Source organism: Pseudomonas sp. THAF187a (assembly GCF_009363395.1).
In the GTDB taxonomy this organism is placed as follows: Bacteria; Pseudomonadota; Gammaproteobacteria; order Pseudomonadales; family Pseudomonadaceae; genus Aquipseudomonas; species Aquipseudomonas khazarica.
In genome coordinates this window covers 875,031-892,436 of sequence record NZ_CP045349.1, presented here as the reverse complement: position 1 = coordinate 892,436, position 17,406 = coordinate 875,031, and the positions used below count along the sequence as shown (strand labels likewise).

17 protein-coding genes are annotated in these 17,406 nt (G+C 56.4%); 7 read left to right on the top strand and 10 right to left on the bottom strand.

What is annotated here, in order from left to right; translation table 11 throughout:
- The first annotated feature begins 64 nt into the window (after positions 1-64).
- Positions 65-1,993: an acyltransferase family protein gene (locus tag FIV02_RS04080; protein ID WP_152487877.1), complete on the top strand. Its 1,929-nt coding sequence runs from the start codon at positions 65-67 to the stop codon at positions 1,991-1,993.
- Positions 1,994-2,043: 50 nt separating this feature from the next.
- Complete coding sequence (locus tag FIV02_RS04075) at positions 2,044-3,159, top strand: glycosyltransferase family 4 protein (RefSeq protein ID WP_152487876.1); 1,116 nt, start codon at positions 2,044-2,046, stop codon at positions 3,157-3,159.
- Here FIV02_RS04075 and FIV02_RS04070 read toward each other — a convergent pair.
- The 9 genes from FIV02_RS04070 to FIV02_RS25085 form a co-directional block, all read right to left on the bottom strand.
- A complete protein-coding gene (locus tag FIV02_RS04070) occupies positions 3,156-4,019 on the bottom strand; it encodes a glycosyltransferase family 2 protein (RefSeq protein WP_152487875.1) in 864 nt (287 codons plus the stop codon). The genes FIV02_RS04075 and FIV02_RS04070 overlap by 4 nt on opposite strands.
- Complete coding sequence (locus FIV02_RS04065; RefSeq protein WP_172979125.1) at positions 4,016-4,753, bottom strand: bifunctional 2-polyprenyl-6-hydroxyphenol methylase/3-demethylubiquinol 3-O-methyltransferase UbiG; 738 nt, start codon at positions 4,751-4,753, stop codon at positions 4,016-4,018. Before FIV02_RS04065 ends, FIV02_RS04070 begins: the two co-directional genes overlap by 4 nt.
- A gap of 259 nt (positions 4,754-5,012) precedes the next feature.
- Positions 5,013-5,669, bottom strand: coding sequence for a class I SAM-dependent methyltransferase (locus FIV02_RS25165; RefSeq protein ID WP_371923266.1), 657 nt, complete (start codon positions 5,667-5,669; stop codon positions 5,013-5,015).
- Between the two features lie 379 nt (positions 5,670-6,048).
- On the bottom strand, positions 6,049-7,266 hold the full coding sequence (locus FIV02_RS04055) for a lipopolysaccharide biosynthesis protein (protein WP_152487872.1): 1,218 nt from the start codon (positions 7,264-7,266) through the stop codon (positions 6,049-6,051).
- A gap of 56 nt (positions 7,267-7,322) precedes the next feature.
- Positions 7,323-8,225, bottom strand: coding sequence for a glycosyltransferase (locus FIV02_RS04050; RefSeq protein ID WP_152487871.1), 903 nt, complete (start codon positions 8,223-8,225; stop codon positions 7,323-7,325).
- Between the two features lie 121 nt (positions 8,226-8,346).
- Complete coding sequence (locus FIV02_RS04045) at positions 8,347-9,201, bottom strand: glycosyltransferase family 2 protein (RefSeq protein ID WP_152487870.1); 855 nt, start codon at positions 9,199-9,201, stop codon at positions 8,347-8,349.
- Positions 9,201-11,111, bottom strand: a complete 1,911-nt coding sequence (locus FIV02_RS04040; RefSeq protein WP_152487869.1) for a hypothetical protein — start codon at positions 11,109-11,111, stop codon at positions 9,201-9,203. Before FIV02_RS04040 ends, FIV02_RS04045 begins: the two co-directional genes overlap by 1 nt.
- Before the next feature lie 16 nt (positions 11,112-11,127).
- Entirely contained in the window at positions 11,128-11,544 is a 417-nt protein-coding gene (locus FIV02_RS04035; protein ID WP_152487868.1) for a pilin, read from the bottom strand.
- A gap of 103 nt (positions 11,545-11,647) precedes the next feature.
- Positions 11,648-12,061, bottom strand: coding sequence for a pilin (locus tag FIV02_RS25085; protein ID WP_152487867.1), 414 nt, complete (start codon positions 12,059-12,061; stop codon positions 11,648-11,650).
- Between the two features lie 221 nt (positions 12,062-12,282).
- On the opposite strand from FIV02_RS25085, the gene pilB reads away from it, so the two are divergent.
- From pilB to yacG, 5 genes are all read left to right on the top strand, one after another.
- On the top strand, positions 12,283-13,986 hold the full coding sequence (gene pilB / locus FIV02_RS04025; protein ID WP_152487866.1) for a type IV-A pilus assembly ATPase PilB: 1,704 nt from the start codon (positions 12,283-12,285) through the stop codon (positions 13,984-13,986).
- 2 nt (positions 13,987-13,988) lie between these two features.
- Entirely contained in the window at positions 13,989-15,206 is a 1,218-nt protein-coding gene (locus FIV02_RS04020) for a type II secretion system F family protein (protein WP_152487865.1), read from the top strand.
- A 3-nt stretch (positions 15,207-15,209) separates the two neighbouring features.
- Positions 15,210-16,079, top strand: coding sequence for an A24 family peptidase (locus tag FIV02_RS04015; protein ID WP_152487864.1), 870 nt, complete (start codon positions 15,210-15,212; stop codon positions 16,077-16,079).
- Positions 16,080-16,248: 169 nt separating this feature from the next.
- Positions 16,249-16,857, top strand: a complete 609-nt coding sequence (gene coaE / locus FIV02_RS04010) for a dephospho-CoA kinase (RefSeq protein WP_152487863.1) — start codon at positions 16,249-16,251, stop codon at positions 16,855-16,857.
- Entirely contained in the window at positions 16,854-17,048 is a 195-nt protein-coding gene (gene yacG / locus FIV02_RS04005; protein WP_037046227.1) for a DNA gyrase inhibitor YacG, read from the top strand. The genes coaE and yacG overlap by 4 nt, the downstream gene beginning before the upstream one ends.
- Positions 17,049-17,102: 54 nt before the next feature.
- Here the strand turns inward: yacG and FIV02_RS04000 are convergent, their stop codons facing one another.
- Entirely contained in the window at positions 17,103-17,318 is a 216-nt protein-coding gene (locus FIV02_RS04000; RefSeq protein ID WP_152487862.1) for a hypothetical protein, read from the bottom strand.
- Between the last annotated feature and the right edge of the window lie 88 nt (positions 17,319-17,406).

The window sequence follows — 17,406 nt, the reverse complement described above, 5'->3', positions numbered from 1 at the left end:
CGAGGCAGCGGTAGATAATCCGACGCCACGCAGCTATCCAATAACAGGCCAACGCCAGCACGCGATGAACGCTTCTTTTCGACCTGATATCGAGGGCCTTCGGGCCATAGCCGTTCTTTTGGTTATCGCCGCCCATTTCGATCTCCCTGGGTTCTCGGGCGGTTTTATCGGCGTCGACATTTTCTTTGTCATCTCCGGTTTTCTGATAACCAGCATCCTGTTGAGAGAGCAGAGCACGACCGGCACGATCGCACTTGGACGCTTCTATGCACGCCGCCTACGCCGACTGCTCCCCGCGCTGGCGACGATGCTGGTTGTTACCAGCCTGCTGACCAGCTACCTGCTGCATGAAAGCCAGTACCAGGAGCAAGGTATCGCGACCGCCATGGCAGTCGTTTGGCTCAGCAATATCTACTTCACCTTTTCCGACGTCGACTATTTCGGAGATGAAAACACCAGCAATGCCATGCTGCATACGTGGTCACTGGGCGTTGAAGAGCAGTTCTACCTGATGTGGCCACTCGCGATCTTGTTGGTCGCCGGCTACTGCAAAGGTCGGAACCCCCACATAGCGGCAGTACGCTTTTTTACCGTGATCACGGTGATCTCTTTCTGCGCCTGCATGCTGTTCTCGGTGTCGAACCCGCAGTTTTCCTTCTACATGATGCCGACCCGCGCCTGGCAGTTCTCAGCCGGTGCTCTGGTATGGCTACTCTCTCGAGACAGGAGAGCCTCCAGCTCAATCGCCCTGGCCTTGGCTAGCAGCGGCCTCCTTCTGCTGCTGAGCGCTCTCGTGATCATCGAGCCGGACTCCGTCTACCCCGGCGCTCTCGCACTGTTACCCACCCTGGCTACATGCCTGTTGTTATGGGCAGGAAGTAGCGGCAAACAGACCATCATCGGTAGTTTTCTCGCGCTGCAACCGATGCAACGACTGGGACGGCTCTCATATGGCTGGTATCTCTGGCACTGGCCCGTTCTCATCATCGGCGAGCAACTGGCCCCCATCAAAGGCCATCTCGGTCATACGTTCCTCGCCCTGGCCGTATCCTTATTGGCTGCGATACTGACGTACGTTCTGATAGAGAACCCGATTCGCTACGGCTCGGCAGCCCGCATCAAGACCAAATGGCAGATCGTCCTGGCCGTGTTCACGATGCTTCTGCTCAACTCTCAGTTCCTGAAGTGGCAGACCGACACACAGAGACAATTGGCAACAGCCAACCAAGCGTTTGCCCAAGCCCTATCCGATGCTCCAATCCTATATAAGCAAGGATGTGATAGCTGGTATCACAACGCTGATCTCAATCCCTGCGTCTATGGGAACGAGGATGCTCAAAAGACTGCCGTTCTATTTGGCGACAGCATTGGTGCCCAATGGTTTCCTGCATTGGAACGCGCACTCGATCCAGCACAGTGGCGACTGATCGTTCTAACAAAGTCCTCATGCCCGATGGTGGATGAGCCGTACTTCTATGCACGTATCGGCAGGGAGTACACCGAATGCGCCGAATGGAGGGCAAAAGCAGTCACGTGGTTACAGCAGCAGTCGATTGATCGTCTGTTCATTGGCAGCACAGCCTCCAATGCTTTCAGTGATGAACAATGGCAAGAGGGCACACGCCGCATACTTGAGGAATTTGCACACAGCGCAAAAGCCATTTACCTGCTGGAGGCCAACCCAACGCTGAAAGTGAGCGGCCCCCAATGCCTCATGCGACATGGCGCCGATCATGAGGCCGCATGCCAGAACCCCGCGGGGCCGGCGCAATATACCCATGTAGCCGAACTACTCAAGGCCGTGGCGGAGACACAACCAAACACCTATTGGCTGCCCACCAGCAAGCTGGTCTGCCCGGACGGACAATGCCAGGCCATGCGCGACGGAACGGTGGTGTACAGGGACGCACAGCACCTGACCGCAAGTTTTGTCGCCAACACTGCGCCGTATTTCCTCGAACAGATTCAGCGTTACGAAAAGGCCACTCAATGACAACGCGCATCCTACTGATCACGCGCAACCTCCCCCCATTGGTCGGAGGTATGGAGCGTCTGAACTGGCATATGGCTGATGAACTAGCCAAACAGCACGAGGTACAGGTGATCGGCCCGGGAGGAGCGGCAGCACTGAAGCCCCAATCTGTCATCCTGACTGAAACGCCACTCAAGCCCCTACCACTGTTCCTGCTGATGGCCTTTTTCAGGGGGGCGTGGATTACCTTGCGCTGGAAACCGGATGTCATTTTGGCGGGTAGCGGCCTTACGGCGCCCATTGCCTGGTTGCTGAGCAAACTGCGCGGCGCCCGCTCGGCCGCATATCTGCATGGCTTCGACATTAGCGTCAATCACGGCCTGTACCGCAGACTTTGGCGGCCAATATTCAAGATGCTAGATAAGGTCATCGTCAATAGCTCGCCTACACACGCTCTGGCCATAGCGGCTGACGTAAATCCAAACAAAATCAGTATTGTTTATCCTGGCGTCAGCCTGCCGGAGTCATCACAACCTGCAGAAAGCATCGCAGCGTTTAAAGAGCAGCACGGACTAACTGGCAAAAAGATCCTGCTATCCGTAGGACGCCTGACGACACGCAAGGGCTTGCGGGAGTTTGTAGAGCAGGCACTGCCCGCCATCGTAGAGACCGAGCCTGATGCAGTGCTCGTAGTGGTTGGCGAAGCACCAAAGAACTCCTTAGGCGCAGGAATCCAAAGCGTTGAAAGCATTCAGGCCCAAGCTGCAAAGTCTGGCGTGTCGGGGCATATCAGGTTTTTGGGCGTAATCACTGACAAGAAACGGCTGGCTACTGCCTACGAAGCTGCCAACGTACATGTGTTTCCCGTGCGACACCTCCCTAATGACCCTGAAGGCTTTGGAATGGTCGCTATTGAGGCAGCCGCGCATGGATTACCGACGGTGACGTTTGCTACCGGCGGAATAGTGGATGCAGTGTCGGAAAAACTATCAGGAACACTTGTACCCTCAGGCGACTACGTAGCACTTTCAGAACAGATAATAAAAATACTGCATACAGACATACCCACACCCCGCTCGTGCCAAGACTTCGCGTCACAGTTTGCGTGGGAACGTTTTGGGGAGAACCTTAGAGAAAGCCTGGGTACTTTTCCGATGGTAACAAAACCACACCGTTTGAAATATTAACTTGGCGGCAGCGCTCCAGTGATGACACCTCGAGCAATACCCCGGGCCCGCCTCAGCGCGAACAGGGGGAAAAAGCTACGCTGGCGCAGTGAGCGAACCAACGCCCGCAGCACAAGCATAGTAAAACGCACGGCTGCCAGTATCCGCCGCTCACTCACTTTGTTTTCAAGTACGTTACTCAATAGCAAATGAGCCAGTGCCGTACGCTCCTCATAAAATGGCGATCCTCGCTTGGCAGTTGCCGATCCCTCGTGATCTACCCACACAGTATCAACATGACTGATACGCGCACCCCGCCGATGCAAGTGCCAGCCCAAGGCGATTTCCTCACCATACATAAAGAACTGCTCATCAAAAAGCGGGGCAACTGGTATGCGATCAAGCGCCGCAAGCATGCAACATCCCCGTGGTACCTCGAAGGTCCCAGGCCATCGACAACTCATCAGTATCGCAAACCAGCGGTGATAGTAGACCTGTCCCAGCCGCTGCCCGTCATGTAGGAGCGAGGGGAAAGCAATGCAAACATCTTGTTCGGCATTCAATGCAGCTTCTAGCGCAGCGATCACCCCGGCATTTGGTAACGCATCGTTATTGATCAGCAATACCCGCTCAGAAACACGGTGACGAAGTCCAAGATTAACTCCCGCCGCGAAGCCTAGATTGGCGCCGGCATCTAAAACCCGAACGCGGCCATCATCAGCAAACGCAGATATAAGCAACGCGCAAGTGACGCCATCGTCCGCGCTGTTGTCGACCACCTGTACGACCGGCACCCCCTGCTCTAGTAACGCTTTGACGCACGCGATCGTACGATGCGGGGAGCGGTATTCAACCACCAGTGCCTGCAACCGAGCACTCATCGTACGCCCCGTGTAGCCGTAACCACTAACTCCTCTCCGGCAAATGCTGACAAGCTTGCGGCCAAATCGACCATTAATGCCAACGGCCCGACCATCCAGGAGCGACGGCCGAGAGCCATCGCTCGCTCACGGCTTGCACGCAGTCGCTTAGCGGAACCCCGACCACGTTTCAAGAAACGCACCTCATCAAAACCCACATCCCGCAAAAGGGATGCAAGCGCCAATGGGGGCGGCATCACCAAATGCCTTGGCGTTTCGAGTGGCTGCCAGGCATCACTGTACAAATGGTGCCCCGGACCTGAAATATTAGGCGTAGCAATCCACAAATGCCCTCCAGGGCGGAGACGGCTATGACAATCTGCAAGCAAAACGCGCGGATCATGCACATGTTCCAAAACGTGGGCCATCGTAATTACGTCGAACAGACCTGACACATCATCGAGCGACGCATGGACATCGACATGAGAAGATTGACGCGCAACACCTGCTGCCGTTGGATCAGGCTCAACTCCTACTACCTCCCACCCGGCCTCTCCAGCACGCTGCAGAAAACCACCACTCCCGCATCCTAAATCCAGCAAACGCCCACCACCGCGCGGCAAATGGCGCAGGTGATAATCGAGCTGCTGCCGAAGCGGCCATGCCAATAAAGCCAGCATAACCATCCATTTCGGGCCTGCTACACCGATGCGATAGCGACGTGCGAGGTAAGCTCGGGCGATACTCTTGAGCAAACCTCGCCCCTGAAGCACAGCGTTCTCTGCGAGAGGGGGTTGGTGCGTATAGTACGAACCATATGCCTTCGGTAATGCCGCAGGAGTGGGGCGTGGGTCCAATAACAAACTGCCACACCCAGGACACTCCACCATGGACCAAGTCCCTGGCACGTCCTCTTCGAGATCTATCAACCCCTCATAGGCATTGAGCAAACGCTCGCTACCACAGACAGGGCACGCCCTGAGACGTTCTAAATCGCCGTCTTCCCACACAGCTCTATTTTCTCCGCTTGGCAATAACGACTATCTCTTCGGACAGCGCTGGAAACCATGATCCCAATACATCAATTACAGACGCGATAAGTGCACCCCCGCATGTAAACCCTCGACTGCGGCGACGCGCGTATTCCACTGATGGGAGTATTGAACTACGCGCACCTCTTCCACGACGCATCAAGCGCACATCCTGGTAACCGGCAGCCCGAAGCATGGCAACAACCTGGCGGGGCGGAGGCAAGAACAAGTGGCGCGGAGGATCTAGAGAAAACCAGTTGCGTCCGAAAAAAAGATGCCCCAGCCCAGAGGGATTGGGAAGGCTCATCCACAACGTACCGCCAGGCCGCAACCACGGATGCATCCGCCGTAACGCCTCATCAGGCGCATGCAAATGTTCAAAAACATGCGAAAGAGTAATTTGATCGAACGGCGCCGCCGGTGCGAACGCCTCAATTGCACAGTTCGCCACATCGAGCCCCTCCTGCCGCGCTCCCATTGCGGCGAGGGGGTCAGGCTCAATACCCTGTACTACCCATCCAGCAGATCGCGCTCTCAAGAGAAAAGCACCATTGCCGCACCCGACATCCAGTACACGACCGGGCTTAGCCGGCAAATGGCGGAAGAAGTAATCAAGCTGCTGACGAAGCGGCCATACCATGGGGACTAGCCAACGGCCTATCCGAGTAGCAGGATGTCGCGTAGCGCCAAAACGCGCGTTAAGGTATCCATTGGCCAATCGCCATACCCACGAAGAGCCATTATCGCGCGAGTTTGCATTCCCGCCGCTGCCATGGGTCACATAGTCAGTCGGATAGGCTCGACCAATGGCCGCGGGTGTCGGTCGTGGGTTCAAGTGAAGCGAGCCACACACCGAACAAGCCAGAAACCCCCAGCGCCCCGGCAAGCCCCCCAAAAGATCTTCAAGATCCTCATGGCGGTCAGCAAATTGCTCTCCGCCACAGGCCAAACAGATCGTGACGTATTCAAGATCTGCCTTGTCCCATTCAGCTCCGCCTTCGTCACCGCTTCTTTGACTCTCATACATCACTGGAGCTTCCAACTGACCTCAACTCGTCTAGAGCAAGAAAAAAAAATAAGGCCATGGTAATCGCAGCACAGGCCTCGGCAAGAAGACAACCAAACATTACACCTCCGATGCTCAACGCCGGGTATGTCAGAAACGCGACCGCCGCGAGAATCGCAAGGCTGCCTATATCTAACAGCGCCCTTACCAACGGAAGCCCGACAGCAATCAATGCCGTGGCAGCCACTTGACGAAGCCCTATGAGCACCACTAAACCTGCCAACCCCTGCATCCATGGCCACGCATCCGGATAGAGCCCGAAGCTACCTGGGGGGTATATCGCCAAAAAGGTATACAACAGCACTATCAGCACAATACCGATAGCAGCGACAGCAAGTAAGGCCGCGATAAACGAGCGCTTCAAACGAACGACATCACGCTGTGCGACAGCCGCCCCCCAGCGCGGCAGCATCGTGGCCGCCAATGCAGTGGCAGGCATAGCTAATGCCGAACATACGCGGTACGCCATTGCGTAGTGCCCCGCCTGGTGAAGTCCCATAACACGAACCATCAAGGGCTTGTCGAGCTCACTTGAAGCTAGAGCAGCGCCTCCCATTACCGCGTAACGCCATGCGGCAATGAATGTACTAATCAGCGGGAAAGTAGGTCGCCATTCCAACGCAACGCTCCGGGTGACCCATATAAGCATGGCGAAAGCAACCAAGGCTCCTACCACGACATGAATGAGCAAATAGCTCTCTAACATCATGTCTGCATTGCCCAACAGAGTCATGCACAGCCCCGCCGCTACTGCTCGTGCAATTGTCAGCGCTGCCGGCAAGCCGGCAGCAATACCAATATGGCCAATCGAATGCCCCCACAGACCGGCAGACTGGACAAGCGAAGCGATCAACACCTCGACAACCATGAAAGCGATTGTCACATGCAGAGAAACAACGCCCCCCAACCACCTATCGAGCAACAAAGCTCCTAAGATAGCCAGCAACGGGCCAGTGACGATAAGAACACCAAGCGCCTCACTCCAACGTTTTCCATTCCTGATTGACGAATGCGCATCAGCAAAGAACAGGTAGGGAATACCTAAGGGGGCTACCAATGAGCAAACCGCCGACACTGCGAGCACCGAGGCGAGCCAGCCAAAGTCTTCCGCTGGGAGCTGCTGTACGAGCAGCCAGAGCCACGCAGCCAAGGAGAAGACTCGTACAGCCATCCACACCCCACCCGACAGCGTGTCTCTCGCAAGGGCAGCGAGCCTAGACATCCTTGTCACAGAGCACCCGACCGCCCAAGCACGCCATCCCGAACACCCGCAACCATATTGCCTAGCTGGGCCAAACGCTGTGGCCCAGCAAGTGCAAAAACCACCACTGTTAGACCCAGCTTTACTACCGCCCACGCTTTCCAAATAGGCGGAACGTAAGAGCGTCCGAGCAACAACACCGCATTGCGAAAAAGGTAACGATGCCTACTTGGCGAGCGCACCGGCCAAACCCGCCAACCGAACAGCCATAACCGCGTAGTTCGGTCGCCCATACGGTGCAGAAAAGAGGCCTCTGGCACGCCATATAACCGATGACCGGAAGCCAGTAACCGGAACGACCATTCGGTATCAACATGGTCGATAAACAAACCTTCGTCCATCCCCGCTAAAGACAACGCAAGCTCAAGAGCCATGAACGTTCCACTGCCGTTGAGGCACTCACAAGACACCGGGGCTCCATCAACGGGATTAACACGCGCCCAACGCCAACCTACTACCTGATGAAAGCCATGCTGCACGCCTGATACAGGGTCGCGTAACGCTGGGCCAACCGCCCCTACGGGATACCCGCGTGCCACCAGAGCGGAGTGGGCATCAGCCAAGGCGCTAGCCGAGCCTTGTAGCGGTTCGCTGTCCTGATCCAGCAACAACACATGAGTGCAGTCGCCTCGGCCCGCTAAGTACTCCATGCCGCGGTTCTGCGCAGCAGCCAACCCCAGATTCGCACCAAGGCGCATCACTTCGACTCCTGGAAGGTTGGCAATTGCCGGCTCTATAAGCGCCCACTCATCATCTGAAGTACCGTTGTCGACCACCAGCCGGAGCCAATCGTCTGGTAGAGCTCGCAGCTGAGTCACAACAAGCACAGGATCTGGACTGAATGTGACAGTGATCGATGCGCAGCGCATTAATGTCTCCACAGCAAATATGCCGTGCCTAATTCATTATCAAGATAAAGGGTACGCAGCGGACGCCCATATGCGACAAAACCTGCTGTAGCACGAACCATAAGCCGAATGTCGACCAGTATCACTTTGTGTCTTTATACATCAACGCCGTGATCTGCTCTGAAATAAGCCCCATCAGAAACACCATCACAGCGCCGCTGTACAACAATGCACTCATATTGGTGAAGCGACCGAAACTATACAGGGTATAGCCATACCAGCCCGAAGCCAGCAGGAACATGGCAAGCGCCACCGGGGCGAAGATTTTCACCGGAGAAAACAACGTACCGATCTTGAAGATGATCAACAAAAAACGGGTGCCATCACGTAACAGGCGGATATGGCTTTTGCCGATACGCTGGGCAGCGTGAATCGGTACATAAGCCACCGAATAACCCGCTCGAAAAAAAGCCATGGTGCTGGTGGTGGGGTAAGAGAAGCCGTTGGGTAACAGATAAAGAAACTCGCGAAACTTATCTGCCCGAACAGCTCGGAAGCCGGAGGTGAGGTCCTCGATACGGTGCCCGGTCATCCAACTGGCGAGCTTGTTATAAAATCCATTGGCCAAGCCGCGACCGAAGCTGGCCTGTGAACCTTTCTGACGCGCCCCAACCACCATGTCATGGCCTTGCTCAAGCACCTCTAGCAAGCGCGCGATATCAGCTGGGTCATGCTGGCCGTCGGCATCCATGAATACGATGATCTCACCACTGGCTGCTCGCGCTCCGGTCTTGATCGCCGCCCCGTTACCCTTGCTGTAGGGGTGATGGACCACCCTGGCACCAGCAGCCTCGGCAACCGTTGCCGTACTGTCAGTAGAGCCGTCGTTGACCACTATCACCTCGGCATTCGGACAGTGCTGGCGAATGCCGCTAACGGTTGCGCCGATGGCGGCAGATTCATTTTTTGCGGGTAGGATGATGGATAAACCCTGCATTATTTACCCCCCTGATTGAGTTGTTGCAACAGAGTGCTGTCCAGCCTCAATCTGTCGAGCAAAATATCTTCGGGCGCCATGGTTAATCCGGTGAGATCGCTGGCCAGTTGGGAATATCCGGATGCGGCCAGATCAGCAGCAATGCGCTCAATCAGTTGTTGGTTGCCGTTTTCTCGCGCTTTGCTGATAGCCAAACGGTAATGTGCTTCGGCTTGTTCGTGCTTGCCCAAATGCAGCAGATAATCGGCCATCATGGCGTGGCGGTAGTCCGGCTGTTCTTGGCGCTCAAAAATGATCGCCATGGCTTGTTGCAACCTTTCATCATCTATATCACGGGCATTCAGCCGCTGCTGCAGCAATGACCAGACCGAGTCACGGGTTTCAACACTCAGGTGGAGGGCTCTCAAACGCTGCAAATAACGCTGCCAGATGGCATCAATATCTACAAGGTTATCGGGAAACCCTGCAGCGCCGTGCATCAAGATAAGATTGACATCCGGCAGGGTGCTGGCACCTTGCAATGTTGACGCGCGTTCAAATTCTCGAACCGCGAAATGGTAGAAAGGCGAATTTACATCGCCATCAGATAGCTCAAAATAAGCCACCCCCATATCCATTGCAGCCCTCGCCGAGTTGGGGTTTTTCGAGGTCATATCCGTGGCCAGCAAAATAGGATTGCCCCAGGTGGCAGCCCGTACTACGCCCAGAAACCCTACTCCCAGCACCAGCACGGTCACACCCACATACTTAATGGCCGGACCATCACGCACCGGCAAACGGCTAATCAGCTCAACCACCAGCAGCAAAACGCCAAACAGAGCAAAGTAGTTGCGGTGCTCAAACACCATTTCCAAACCGATTACGTTACTGGTGATAAAGTGCGCGGCAAAAAACCAGAAGACACCTAGCGCTGCCAACGTAAAACGCTTACGCCAGTAAACGGCCAGAGCAAATAGCAGCACTAAGCCAACAACGGCAGGCAGAGTGGTCAACGGTTGCAACCAGCCACGAGACACGGCCATATCGTCGTAATAAAAATAGATGGTTTGCGGCAGTGGCAGCAGCATTTGCTGAATGTACAACCAAAGCACGCGCCCTTGAGTCAGCAGACGCTCGACAGTATTAAAGTCACGCCCGCCGTAGGGCTCCAGGCTGGAGTAATGCGGTACTGCCCAAAAAACAAAAGCCAACAGCGCTAAAGCAGAGCCCGCACCATAGCTGATACGCCAGAAGCGGCGCTGACCGCTACTGCCGGCAAAGCCCAGCACGGTTGCTTCCAACGCCAGGCAAAACAGCGGCAGTAAAACCGCGCTCTCCTTGAACAGGGCCGCCAGCACAAAGCTGAGCAGCAACCCCGACCACAACCAGAACTTGACCGGCTGGCCAGTGATCTGGTTGTCGCGTATGCGCAAATACAGCAACAGGGCAATAAACAAAAAGGTGACGCACAGGGTCTCCATGCGCTGCACTACATACAGGGCCGAAGACACCTGAATCGGGTGCAGTGCCCAGACCAGTGCCAGTGCCAGTGCCGCCATTGGCCGTTGCCCGGATTGAATACGCGGGCTAAAAGCCAGCAAACGAAGCGCCAGCCAGTACACCAATACCGCATTGACGGCATGCACCAACAGGCCGGTGACTTTATAGGCCCAGGGGTGAATACCGGCCCAATAAGCATTCAGGGCAAAGCTGACCATGGCCAACTGGCGGGTGTCATCGGAATAGCCGTGGGAAGCCCTCCACAGACTGGCAACGTTGAGCTCTTTTATTTGTACAAAAGCATTGGTGACGATGTTGCTGTAATCATCAAACAGAAAGCCGCCAGATACACCGGGCCAGAATGCGGCCAGCGCGACAATAAACAGCGCCAGCGACAGATAGAACCGAAGCAAAAGGCGAGAGGTGAACATGGACTATCCTTAGTACTTAATGGGCGCAACCTTGGGGATGATAAATAGCGGAGATAGAGGCATCCACTTGGCATTTCCAAGCGCCGGAACTGGAGCGTACTAACTGAATAGTTTTACCATTGACTATCGGGCTGCCTTTAACCGTACAAGTGATGTCGCCAGTACCGTCGGCGCTGTCATAATTCATACTGACGGTACAGCGTGAGGTCTCACTCACTAAGCCAATATCGCTCAGGTTAAAGCTGCTGACATTCTCGGTTACCACTAAAGCCTCATAAGACGGACGACCACCGGCAATATCCGATAGACCAGCAGCCAACTGGGACTTGGCTACATAATTTTGATAGGCCGGCAAGGCAATGGCCGCCAAAATACCAATTATTGCCACAACAATCATCAGCTCGATCAGCGTAAAGCCTCGTGCGTATTGCATGACAGATACCTGTATGAGTTGTTATGAAAGTGCCGCTTGCACTCAGGCAAAACAAACCCCGCCGCAGCGGGGTTTATCTGTAGCAGTTTAACCGCTAAGGCGATTAGTTGCAGCCAACCGGGCGATATTTGCTATCAATAGTAGTGTCAACTACGCAGTTCCAAGCACCGGAGCTATTACGCACAAGATCAACAGTCTTGGTTGCGACTTTTGGGTTACCTTTCAGTGCACAAGAGATCTCTTCAGAGCCGGCGGTAGCGGTGATAGAGATAGTGCAACGAGCAGTGCTAGCCTGCAGACCAATATCTGCAGCATTGGCTGGACGCGAAGCGCCGGACTGAATAATTTCTTCAAAAGCAGTCACACCGCCACGAATATCAGCCAGACCAGCAGTCACCTGCGACTTGGCAACGTAATCCTGGTAGGCCGGCAGCGCGATGGCAGCCAGGATACCGATGATCGCAACGACGATCATCAGTTCGATCAGGGTGAAACCCTTTTGCATTTGAGCTTTCATTCTTCTCTCCTAAAAATGTACAGGTCCAACGACCTGCAAAAATCAATGCAGAGGCCATGCCAACTCCAACAGCAGCAATTTTGTACAGTTCCCGGAACACAGCAGGCCGGACGCACGCCACCTCAAGGCACTAACTGCCGTTTTTTGTCACACCGAACAAGCGTGTTTGGCAGCCCATCTGCAACTACGTTATAAGGCAGGCATTGTGTTTGGAGCATGTGATGAACGAGAGCATTTCCCTTTCCGGCCTGGCAAGACAACTGGCGATGGCCGGTCTCATGGACGAGAAGGCCGCGCAGCAGGCCCAGCAGCAGGCGCAGCGCAACAAGTTGCCGCTGGTGACTTACCTCGTGCAGAACAAACTGGTGAAAAGTCGCGCCCTTGCAGAGCTGGCCGCCGAACAGTTTGGCGTGGCCTTCTTCGACCTCAATTCCATCGACAAGGAAGGGCAACCGCGTGAACTCGTCAGCGAGAAGCTGGTACGCCAGCATCGTGTGCTGCCACTGTGGCGACGCGGCAACAAGCTGTTCATCGGCATTTCTGACCCAACCAGCCACCAGGCTGTTACCGATGTACAGTTCAGCACAGGCCTGACCACCGAAGCGATCCTGGTCGAGGACGACAAACTTGGTGACGCTATCGACAAGTTCTTCGACTCAGCCAATAGCGGGATGGACGACCTCGCCGATGTCGATCTTGATGGCCTGGACGTCGAAGCAGTAGACGACGACAAACCGGTAGGAGACGGTGGCGCAGACGCCGATGACGCCCCCGTGGTGCGCTTCGTCAACAAGATGCTGCTGGACGCGATCAAAGGTGGCTCCTCGGACCTGCACTTCGAGCCTTACGAAAAAGCCTATCGAGTGCGCTTTCGTACCGACGGGATGCTGCATGAAGTCGCGCGCCCTCCCATTCAGCTCGCCCCACGCATCTCCGCCCGCCTGAAGGTAATGGCTGCACTGGATATTTCCGAGCGTCGCAAGCCTCAGGATGGCCGGATCAAGATGAAGATCTCCAAGACCAAGGCCATCGACTTCCGCGTCAATACCTTGCCAACCCTGTGGGGCGAGAAGATCGTGATGCGAATTCTCGACCCAACCAGTGCGCAGATGGGCATCGATGCACTGGGCTATGAAGAAGAGCAAAAAGAACTTTACCTCAGTGCGCTCAAACAACCCCAGGGCATGATTCTGGTTACAGGCCCGACCGGCTCCGGCAAGACGGTGTCGCTCTATACCGGCCTGAACATACTCAACACGCCTGACGTGAACATCTCCACCGCCGAAGACCCCGTGGAGATCAACCTGGAGGGCATCAATCAGGTCAACGTCAATCCACGACAGGGCATGGATTTTACCCAGGCCCTGCGCGCCTTCCTGCGTCAGGACCCGGACATCATCATGGTGGGTGAGATTCGCGACTTGGACACAGCGTCCATCGCGGTCAAAGCCGCCCAGACCGGACACATGGTGATGTCTACCCTGCACACCAACAGCGCGGCGGAAACCCTGACCCGCCTGCGTAACATGGGCGTGCCGTCGTTCAACATCGCCACCTCGGTCAACCTGATCATCGCGCAGCGCCTGGCACGAAAACTGTGCAGCAGTTGCAAGAAAGAGGTGGACGTGCCTCGCGAGACGCTTCTGGCAGAGGGTTTCCCCGAGGACAAGATCGGCAGCTTCAAGATCTATGGCCCGGTTGGCTGCGACAACTGCAAGGGCGGCTACAAGGGTCGTGTCGGTATTTATGAAGTGGTTAAAAACACGGCCAACCTGCAGCGGATTATCATGGAGGAAGGCAACTCCATCGATATCGCCACACAGATGCGTAAAGACGGCTTTAATGATCTACGCACCTCCGCTTTGCTCAAGGCCATGCAAGGGGTTACCAGCCTTGAGGAAGTCAACCGCGTGACCAAGGATTAACCATGGCGGAAAAAGCTCTAAAAACCAGCGCGTTCAAGTGGGAAGGCAAAGACCGACGCGGCGCCGCCGTCAAGGGCGTCATGAATGGCCAGAATCCTGCGCTGATCAAGGCACAGTTGCGCAAGCAGGGCATCAACCCGACCAAGGTGCGCAAGGAATCCTCTCTGTCCTTCAGCAAGGGCAAGAAGGTCAAGCCGATGGATATCGCCCTGTTTACCCGACAGATGGCGACCATGATGAAGGCCGGCGTACCACTGCTGCAGTCTTTCGACATCATCTCCGAAGGATTCGACAACCCCAACATGCGCAAGCTGGTGGATGAGGTGAAACAGGAGGTGGCCGCAGGTAACAGCTTCGCTGCCTCGCTACGCAAGAAGCCCGAATATTTCGACGAGCTTTACTGCAACCTGGTGGAGTCCGGTGAACAGGCGGGTGCACTGGAAAACCTGTTGGATCGTATTGCCACCTACAAGGAAAAGACCGAGGCACTGAAGGCCAAGATCAAGAAAGCGATGACCTATCCTATTGCAGTCATCGTGGTTGCGGTCATCGTATCGGCAATTCTCTTGATCAAAGTGGTCCCACAGTTTCAGGAGGTGTTTGCCGGTTTTGGTGCGGAGCTACCAGCTTTCACTCAGATGGTGATCAATATCTCCGAGGTTCTCCAGCAATGGTGGTTTATCTTCGTGGTCGCCATATTGGCCTTGTCCTTTGCGTTCAAGGAGGCAATGAAACGCTCCCAGAAGCTACGCGACTCGGTTGACCGCAGCGTACTCAAGCTCCCAATCGTTGGAGACATTCTCTATAAATCCGCAGTAGCGCGCTTCGCACGAACACTCTCAACCACGTTTGCTGCGGGCGTACCTCTGGTAGACGCCCTTGACTCCGTATCCGGTGCCACAGGCAACGTGGTGTTCAAAACCGCAACCAACAAAGTCAAGGCAGATGTCTCAACGGGTATGCAGCTGAATTTTTCAATGCGGACTACTGGCACCTTCCCGTCAATGGCAGTGCAAATGACGGCCATTGGCGAAGAGTCAGGCTCGCTGGATGAAATGCTCGATAAAGTCGCCAGCTTTTATGAAGCCGAAGTGGACAACATGGTTGATAACCTCACCAGCCTGATGGAACCGCTCATCATGTCTGTACTCGGCGTGCTAGTGGGCGGTCTGATTATTGCGATGTATCTACCTATCTTCCAGCTGGGTGCTGTGGTCTGATCGATGCCCTTACTCGACTTTCTGGCCAGCCATGTGCTGGCCTTTGTTTTGTGTGCAGTCCTACTTGGTTTGCTGGTAGGCAGCTTCCTCAACGTCGTAATCTACCGCCTGCCGAAGATGCTTCAACGCGATTGGCAAGCCCAGGCGCGCGAGGTGCTGGAGATGCCGCCGGCACCTCCAGCAGAGACGTTCAATCTGGTGCTGCCGAACTCCAGCTGTCCTGGTTGTGGGCATGAAATTCGCCCCTGGGAGAACGTGCCGGTCATCAGCTACCTGTTCCTGCGTGGCAAATGCTCGAACTGCAAGACGCCCATCAGCAAGCGCTACCCCCTGGTGGAACTGGCCTGCGGCGTGCTGTCCGGCTATATCGCCTGGCACTTCGGCTTCACCTGGCAGGCCGGCGCCATGCTGGCGCTGACCTGGGGCCTGTTGGCGATGAGCCTGATCGACGCCGACCACCAGATCCTGCCGGACATTCTGGTATTGCCGCTGCTGTGGCTGGGCCTGATCGTCAACGGCTTCGGCCTGTTCACCAACCTGGAAGACGCACTCTGGGGCGCCATTGCCGGCTACCTGAGCCTGTGGTCGGTGTACTGGCTGTTCAAGCTGATCACCGGCAAGGAAGGCATGGGCTACGGCGACTTCAAGCTCCTGGCGATGCTTGGCGCCTGGGGTGGCTGGCAGATTCTACCGCTGACCATCCTCCTGTCTTCGCTGGTTGGCGCGGTGCTTGGCGTGATCCTGCTGCGCATGCGCGGCAGCGACTCCAGCACGCCGATGCCCTTCGGGCCCTATCTGGCCATTGCCGGCTGGATCGCGCTGCTGTGGGGCGATGTGATTACCGGCAGCTACCTGAAGTTCGCCGGTTTCTAGGAACCCATACGCCCCCAGGCCATGACGCTGACTCCCGCAGGAGTCAGCTCGCCAGCAATACGCGTGCTCATCCGCTCGCCGGCAGGTACGCATCCACTGACTGTTCGCCTCACCCGGCAATCCCCCTTACAATCGCGCCCTTGAGCAATCACGGGACCGCATCGGCGTTATGAAACCCTGGATACTTGGCCTCACCGGCGGCATCGGCAGCGGCAAGAGCGCCGTGGCGCAAGGCTTCATCGAACGCGGCGTACATGTGGTCGATGCCGACCACGCGGCGCGCTGGGTCGTGGAGCCGGGACGACCGGCGCTGGCCAGGATCGTCGAGCATTTCGGCGGCGACGTGCTGCAGGCGAATGGCGAGCTGGACCGCGCTGCGCTGCGCAAGCTGATCTTCACCGACCCGGAGCAACGCCGCTGGCTGGAAAGCCTGCTGCACCCACTGATCGGCCAGGAAATCGTGCAGGTCCTGGCGCGCGCCGAGTCGCCCTACGCCATCCTGGTGTCGCCACTGCTGGTGGAGTCCGGCCAGCGCCATATGACGCAGCGTATTCTGGTCGTCGACACGCCCGCTGACCTGCAGGTGCAACGCACCATCGCCCGCGACCAGAGCTCCGAGGAGCAGGTACGCGCCATCATGCAGGCACAGGCCAGCCGCGAGGAGCGACTGCGGCATGCCGACGATGTACTGAACAACGATCGCGACCTGGCCTGGCTCGATGCGGAAGTCGAGCGCCTGCACACCTTCTATCTGACCCTGCGCGGAGGCCAATCATGACCACCACCGTTCAATGCCCCACCTGCGGCGCGCCCGTCGAATGGAAAGCGGAAAGCACCTACCGCCCCTTCTGCTGCGAACGCTGCAAACTGATCGATCTGGGCGCCTGGGCTGCGGAAGAACACGCCATCCCCGGCGACAACCTGGAAGACGAGCTGTTCAGCGGCGACCTGCCGACGCGGCCGCACTGAGCAGCAACCGCCTGGCCGAGCAGCCCACCATCGGAAAAGACGCCTTGCTGCCGCTCAAGGGCGCATGAAAGCGTAGTCACGTTCCTCGTCGAGGTTGTCGGCAAGAAACTGCAACTCGTGCGCCAGTTCCTGCGCGTCGCGCGACGCCTTGTTCTGCTGCACCACCTCCGCCAGCAACGCGCGCAGCGCCATCAGCCGATCGAAGCCCTGCGCCTCGGCCTCACGCATGTCGTCGCCGAGGGCGTCTCTGGCCCACTTGTAAATGCTCATGCCGTAGCCTCCCGTGGTTTTCCACAGCATGGCGCACGCCCCTGCCCGGGCATTGACCCGCATCAACGCCTGGCCCGCCATTCAGGCG